The following is a 5,363-nucleotide window of genomic DNA, read 5'->3' on the forward strand; positions in this document are numbered from 1 at the left end:
AAAGGTTATTTTGAGCTTCTAGGATATAATAAAGAGCATAAGATTGAAAGAATTTTCCGCTTTAATATCAATTCTTTCAAAAATAATTATCGAATTCACGATTTAACAAAAATGACCCTAAAACTTTATTCGATAAAAGTCGGGGAAACAACTATTGGTGATTTAGATTTTGAATCACAGTTTAATTTGCGACGTAATCATTTATCCTTTTCTGGGATTTCAGAAGATGAAAAGACTTATTCGAATATGGAATATCCAGTCTATGATGTTATACTTGCAGGGGTGAATTAAATGGATAGTATTGTACTTTTTAAAGGTTCTAAGAGAGATTTTAATGAATTATTAAAATCGAGAGATATTGAAGGATATACTCCATTCATGGAACTTATTCGTCAATACAATATCACTGTGAGAGCGAATGATGTAAATGCATCACAATATATTGCAGATGGCTTTGGCAAGGAACAAATTGAAAATGTTGTTATATATGCTGATGATTATGCTTCAGTAACTGACCATGTAATATCAAATTTTAATAATATTGTTCTTTTAGGACATGATATTCAAAATCTTTATATCCAAAACCCACCTAAAAGAATTGAAACCTCATTGAGAGTTCAGTTTGAAGATGTCATAGAAGAGATTTGTTCACAGTATAAGGGGATTGATAAAGAAGAAGTTGTTGATTTATATAATCATATGTTGTCTTCGAATGTTGTAGGTCAGCAGCAAGCTAAAAAAGACGTTTCAATTGGTCTATTAAAGAAAACCACCCTTACTGATAAATCTCCACTTGTCATGTTATTTTACGGAAATTCAGGTGTTGGCAAAACTGAGTTAGCTAAAACGCTTAGTGAATACTTTAAAGGAAGATTGACACGAATACAATTCTCGATGATGCAAACTGAAGAAGCATATAAATATATATTCGGGGATGCTCATAGTAAAAATTCGTTGGCAAAAGATTTATTGTCAAGAGAAACAAACATTGTCTTAATTGATGAATTTGACAAGGTAAATACTGGTTTATACAATGTTTTTTATCAAATGTTTGATGAAGGGGAGTTGGAAGATATAAATTACTCTGTAGATGTTTCTAACTGTATATTTGTTTTAACAACAAATTTTTGTAATGATAAAGAAATAGCAGAAAAACTTGGACTTCCTATATTCTCTAGGATTGATTTAAAAATAAAATTTCAAAACTTAACGGAGAGCGAGTTACTCCAGGTAATTGATAATATATTTGAAAATGTAACGTCAAGGCTATCAGAGGAAGATAAAAATATTATAGAAAATTGTGGTTTACGTGAAACTTATAGAAAACATGTAAGTTCTTTTGAAAATATAAGAATGCTAAGGAGTTTTATAGAGAAGGATATATTTCAAATTATTTTTGAAGAACTAGTTAATCACAATAGTAGTTTGACCTAAATATAGCATTGAGAGCTCAGGCTCTCTTTTTTCTTACCCACTTTTCAACGCTGTGATAACTTTTCCAAACCATCCTTGTTATCCTAATATCATTCCTAAGAAAATCAAATATTGATTTTCTACTGGGGGTTTAGGGGCGGAGCCACCAAGTTATCTTATCGTTAGCTGTCAAAACTGGTAGGTTTTGGACAGCTGGCGATATGATTTTTGGGATATTGTGGACACAATATCTGAGCTCGCAAAGACCTAACAAGAAACGAGTGAGAGCTTTAGAAATTCTCCGTATGTATTACGGGGGCGGGTTAAACCCGAGAAATGATAAAAATGAGGGAACTGAGATGGTTGAACAATATCGAGATGTCCGAAAAGAGGTCAATCTAACTGCGGAGGAGCTGGAGCAAATTGAAAAACTGATGAATCAATCAAATTATAGGCATTTTTCTCCTTTTGTAAGGGATAAATTATTGGCCTATGATGAAGAAAAGTTAGCTATAAAAGCTTGGTTTTCACTGTGGCAATTGCAAAAGCTAGAACAAATTAGCCGTGATGTTTATGAAGTATTGGTTATAGCCAAAGTAAGTAATCAAGTGACTCAAGACCATGTTTCACTTCTTTTAAATTGTGTTCAGGAACTGATTAAAGACGTGAGCCGAACTCATCAACTCAGTCCAGAGTTTTGTGACAAGTATTTAGGTTAGGAGGGTGCTGTGGAGCATCGTTATCGAACGAACTTGAAAAAAGTTTTTCTGACTGACTCGGAATTGAACCAACTAAATAATCATCTTTCTAAGAGTAGATGTAAAACTTTTTCTGAATATGCTAGAAAAGTTTTGCTTAACCCTAATATGAACTTCCTCACAATTGATACGGCAACTTATCAAGACTTGATTTTTGAACTCAAGCGTATTGGAAATAATGTCAATCAAATTGCGCATGCAGTTAATCAAAGTCACATTATTTCTTATGAACAGTTTCAAGAGTTGCGTCAAGGAATGGCAGAGCTTGTATCAGAGGTGGAAAAAGATTTTCAAATTAAGGTAGAGAAATTAAAGGAGTTTTATGGTAGTCACTAAACATTTTGCGACTCATGGAGAAAAATATCGCAGACGATTGATTAAATATATCCTCAATCCTGACAAGACAAACAATTTAAAGTTAGTATCTGATTTTGGTGTGAGCAATTACTTAGACTTTCCAACTTATGAAGAAACAGTGGAGATGTACAATACTAATTTTCTGAATAACGATGCTCTCTATAATTTCCGAAATGATCGTCAAGAAAAGCGCCAACAAAAGATTCATGCCCATCATTTGATACAGTCTTTTTCTCCTGATGATAACTTATCTCCAGAAGAAGTCAATCGCATAGGATATGAAACAATTCAAGAATTAACTGGTGGGCAGTTTCGATTTATTGTAGCAACTCACACTGATCACTCGCATCTTCATAACCATATAGTAATAAACTCTGTTGATATCAACTCATACAAGAAACTTAAGTGGGACTATGCTCAGGAAAGAAATTTTCGTATGATTTCTGATCGCATTTCTAAAATAGCTGGAGCAAAAATTATTGAGAATCGTTATTCACATCGTGATTATGAGGTCTATAAAAAATCGAACCACAAGTTTGAACTGAAACAACGCCTTTATTTTTTGATGCAGCAGTCTGATTCTTTTGAGGACTTTTTGAAAAAAGCAGAGCAGCTTCATGTTAAAATAGACTTTACTCGCAGGTATAGTCGTTTTTTGATGACAGATAGAGATATGAAGCGGATTATTCGTGGAAACAAACTTAGCAAACGGGATTTGTATGATGAAGAGTTCTTCAGAACCTATTTTGCCAAACAAGACATTGAAAACCGATTGGAATTTTTGCTTGAGAAAACAAATTCTATAGAAGAATTACTTTCAAAAGCTAGAGAACTAAATCTTACCATAGACTTCAAACGGAAAAATGTGAACTTTACCCTAGAAGAAGATGGACAAAGAATCAGTTTAAATCATAAAAAAATAAGTGATAAGAAACTCTATGATGTTCAATTTTTTCAAAGTTATTTTGAAGAGAGAAAAATAATAACGTTAGAAGAACAGGGGAATTTACAAGAACAATATCATAACTTTAAGGAAGAGCGGAAACAGGAAAAGGTTAATCTTGATGAGACTGAATCAGCTTATGAGAAATTTAAGAAGAATCGAGATGCTGTACATGAATTTGAGGTTGAATTAGCAGAAGATCAAATTGAGAAGTTGGTTGATGAAGGAATCTACATCAAAGTTTCTTTTGGAATAAGACAAAATGGTATCATCTTTATTCCTAACTACCAGCTAGATACCATAGAAGAAGAGGAGTTTAAAAAGTATAAAGTCTACATTCGAGAAACCACATCTTACTTTGTCTATAATAAAGAGAGTTCATACAAAGATCGCTACATCAAAGGGCGCACTCTGATAAGACAGCTAACACAGGATAGTCAAAAACTTCCCTATAGGAGACCAACTGTCGCTAATATCCAACAAAAAATTTCTGAGATCAATCTCTTGATTGAGCTGAATACTAGTGATAAGAGTTATCATGAAATTAAGGAAGAGTTTGTAACGGAAATAGCAAAACTAGATATTAGATTACATGAGACACAAGAAAAAATCGCTGCCTTAGATAAGATGGCAGAAGTTTTTATCAATCTAAAAAGTGGTAATCAAGAAAGCCGAAAACTAGCTAAATATGATTTTGCAAAATTTAATTTGTCAGAAACTCTCAGCTTGGAAAAAGTGAATCAAGATATCTTTAAACTTCAAAAACAATTAGATAATTATCTAGAAAATTATGAAGATGTAGCAAGGAGATTGGAAAACTTTGTAGAAATCTTGAATAAAGAATATACAGAAGCCTCCAAATTCAAGTATCAAGAATCATTAGATCAACCTGAAATATAGAAATTTTCAGAGGTACTAATGCAAGTCGAAAGTGTTTGAATTAAACATGAAATGTTGAAATGTTAAACAGAAAGAGTTATAATGAATACTAGAATCTTTCTGTATAAAATATCAGAATAAACAATGAACAATTGGTAACAATGTAGATAAGGGGATAAAGGATGAACAAACATCAACGACTGGATGAATTAGTCAAACTAGTTGATAGAGCGGGAACAGTCACTGTTTCTGAGATTATGGACAGTTTGAAAGTTTCAGATATGACGGTGCGGCGTGATTTAACAGAGTTAGAAAGTCAAGGAAAACTGACTCGAATTTTTGGTGGAGCCAAAAGTAATAAATCCCAATTCTATCGTGAACTCCCCCATGAAGAAAAGCTATTAAAGAATATAGAAGAAAAGAAGAAAGTAGCTAAGAAGGCTGTAGAATTAATTAAAGATGGAGATACCATTTTTCTTGGCCCAGGAACCTCTGTTGAGGTTCTTGCTGATGAGATTACGAATGAAAACCTTCGGGTGATTACTAATTGTTTACCAATCTTTAATGATCTACAGAAAAAGAAATCTGATACGTTTAAAGTATTTCTCTTAGGTGGAGAAATGAGAGATGCCACCCAGGCTTTTGTTGGAGAGATGACGAATGCCATTATGGATCGGATGTATTTCTCCAAGATGTTTTTTAGTGGGAATGGAATTAAGAATGGTCAGATTATGACTTCGTCTTTTGAAGAAGCTTACACTCAAAAGCTAGCCCTAGAACGATCTACTGAAAGCTATCTTTTGATAGATTCCTCTAAAATCGGGAAGGAAGATTTCACTTCTATCTGTTCCTTATCAGATATCACCGCTGTGATTACTGATCAGTCCTTAGATAAGGTACAAGAAAAGATAGAGGAGTATACAAAAGTGATTTTGTAACTTACTCTGATTATATTGTTTAAAAGCTCTTTTTAGGGCTTTTTTTGTTTGACTTAATCAGATTAATAAAATTAT

At 32.9% G+C, this 5,363-nt stretch carries 6 protein-coding genes; all 6 read left to right on the plus strand.

What is annotated here, in order from left to right:
• On the plus strand, positions 1-291 hold a 291-nt coding region (locus HMPREF2887_RS10415; protein WP_261673801.1), incomplete at its 5' end, for a DUF6414 family protein.
• Positions 292-1,434, plus strand: coding sequence for an AAA family ATPase (locus HMPREF2887_RS02580; protein ID WP_049512049.1), 1,143 nt, complete (start codon positions 292-294; stop codon positions 1,432-1,434). It abuts the gene before it with no gap.
• A gap of 338 nt (positions 1,435-1,772) precedes the next feature.
• The gene (locus tag HMPREF2887_RS02585; RefSeq protein WP_049512285.1) at positions 1,773-2,132 is read left to right on the plus strand and encodes an SAG1252 family conjugative relaxosome accessory protein; all 360 of its coding nucleotides are present in this window, start codon (positions 1,773-1,775) and stop codon (positions 2,130-2,132) included.
• Between the two features lie 9 nt (positions 2,133-2,141).
• Complete coding sequence (locus HMPREF2887_RS02590) at positions 2,142-2,507, plus strand: MobC family plasmid mobilization relaxosome protein (RefSeq protein WP_049512050.1); 366 nt, start codon at positions 2,142-2,144, stop codon at positions 2,505-2,507.
• The gene (locus tag HMPREF2887_RS02595) at positions 2,494-4,371 is read left to right on the plus strand and encodes an SAG1250 family conjugative relaxase (protein WP_049512052.1); all 1,878 of its coding nucleotides are present in this window, start codon (positions 2,494-2,496) and stop codon (positions 4,369-4,371) included. Before HMPREF2887_RS02590 ends, HMPREF2887_RS02595 begins: the two co-directional genes overlap by 14 nt.
• A gap of 161 nt (positions 4,372-4,532) precedes the next feature.
• Positions 4,533-5,288, plus strand: coding sequence for a DeoR/GlpR family DNA-binding transcription regulator (locus tag HMPREF2887_RS02600; protein ID WP_049512053.1), 756 nt, complete (start codon positions 4,533-4,535; stop codon positions 5,286-5,288).
• The last annotated feature ends 75 nt before the right edge of the window (positions 5,289-5,363 follow it).

Source organism: Streptococcus sp. HMSC071H03 (assembly GCF_001813035.1).
GTDB lineage: Bacteria > Bacillota > Bacilli > Lactobacillales > Streptococcaceae > Streptococcus > Streptococcus anginosus.